Origin of the sequence: Peptoniphilus indolicus ATCC 29427, from assembly GCF_000227315.1 — a bacterium.
Lineage (GTDB): Bacteria > Bacillota > Clostridia > Tissierellales > Peptoniphilaceae > Peptoniphilus > Peptoniphilus indolicus.
Genome location: NZ_JH165129.1, coordinates 1 through 1005 on the forward strand (window position 1 = coordinate 1; position 1005 = coordinate 1005).

At 23.5% G+C, this 1005-nt stretch carries 2 protein-coding genes; both read left to right on the top strand.

Features of this window, described 5'->3' with window-relative positions; all coding sequences use genetic code 11:
• Positions 1–349: 349 nt before the first annotated feature.
• Positions 350–475 (top strand): hypothetical protein, encoded by a 126-nt coding sequence (locus HMPREF9129_RS12625; protein WP_004823554.1) that lies wholly within the window; start codon positions 350–352, stop codon positions 473–475.
• Complete coding sequence (locus HMPREF9129_RS10300) at positions 465–860, top strand: DUF4364 family protein (protein WP_004823555.1); 396 nt, start codon at positions 465–467, stop codon at positions 858–860. Before HMPREF9129_RS12625 ends, HMPREF9129_RS10300 begins: the two co-directional genes overlap by 11 nt.
• Positions 861–1005: the final 145 nt, after the last annotated feature.

The window sequence follows — 1005 nt, forward strand, 5'->3', positions numbered from 1 at the left end:
TAAAATGTTCCTCTAAAAAAATCTTTGCTCTGTATGTAATTTCCTATCAATAAAAATAATATAGAAAGTAAAAGAGTAAATGTATTTACACTCAAAACATTTAAATTTTTCTTTTTATATTTTCTACGCTTTAAATTTATCTTCATTTTTTGCCTCAACATAATATCTAATTTTAAACTTATATCTTTCATTATTGCCAATATTTTACTCAATGTAATTTGGCCACTAATAAAATATAACAACCCCTAAAAATTTGTATTTCATATCAATCATTATTCCTAATTATATCAAATTGAATAAATATTTAAAACTTTCATACTAAATGATATAATAAGTTAGGAGGGATTATATGGAGACTTTTAATATACAAGAATTAGCTCAAAATAAATTAATTATTTTGTATACAATTCAAAAATCTTCTAACACTTTTCATGAAGATGATTTAACTTCCTTCATATTAAAAAATGAATTTTAAATTATTTTTTTATAAACAATATTTAGGAGAGTTATACGACAATGGCTTTGTTGAAATTATTGACCATTACATCCAATTGACTGAAGAAGGTCAAATCGCTCTTGAAATGTTCAATGATCGTTTACCTGAAAATATTGTAATTTCAATAGATAAAGAGATTGAAAATCTAAAAGAACCTACTGACTACGAAAATTCTATAATAGCTAACTATACAAAAGAAAATGAAAGATTCTTTGTAAACCTGGCCATAATTGAATATGAAGTAGACATCTTTAATTTAAACCTTGAAGTCCCTTCTGAGCAATATGCCATAGGCATCTGTAACAGATTCAAAAAAAATCCGGAAGAATTTTACATGAATGTAATTCAATATTTAGAATCTTAAAAGTGATGTTGCAAAGATAGACAATTCTATTTTGCACATCACTTTTTAATTAAATAACTGAATTTATACATTATATTTTTTGATTGAAAATTTTCTTTTAGATGAATTTAGTCAATTTCCTTTAAAAATGAGTAAACTAAATAGA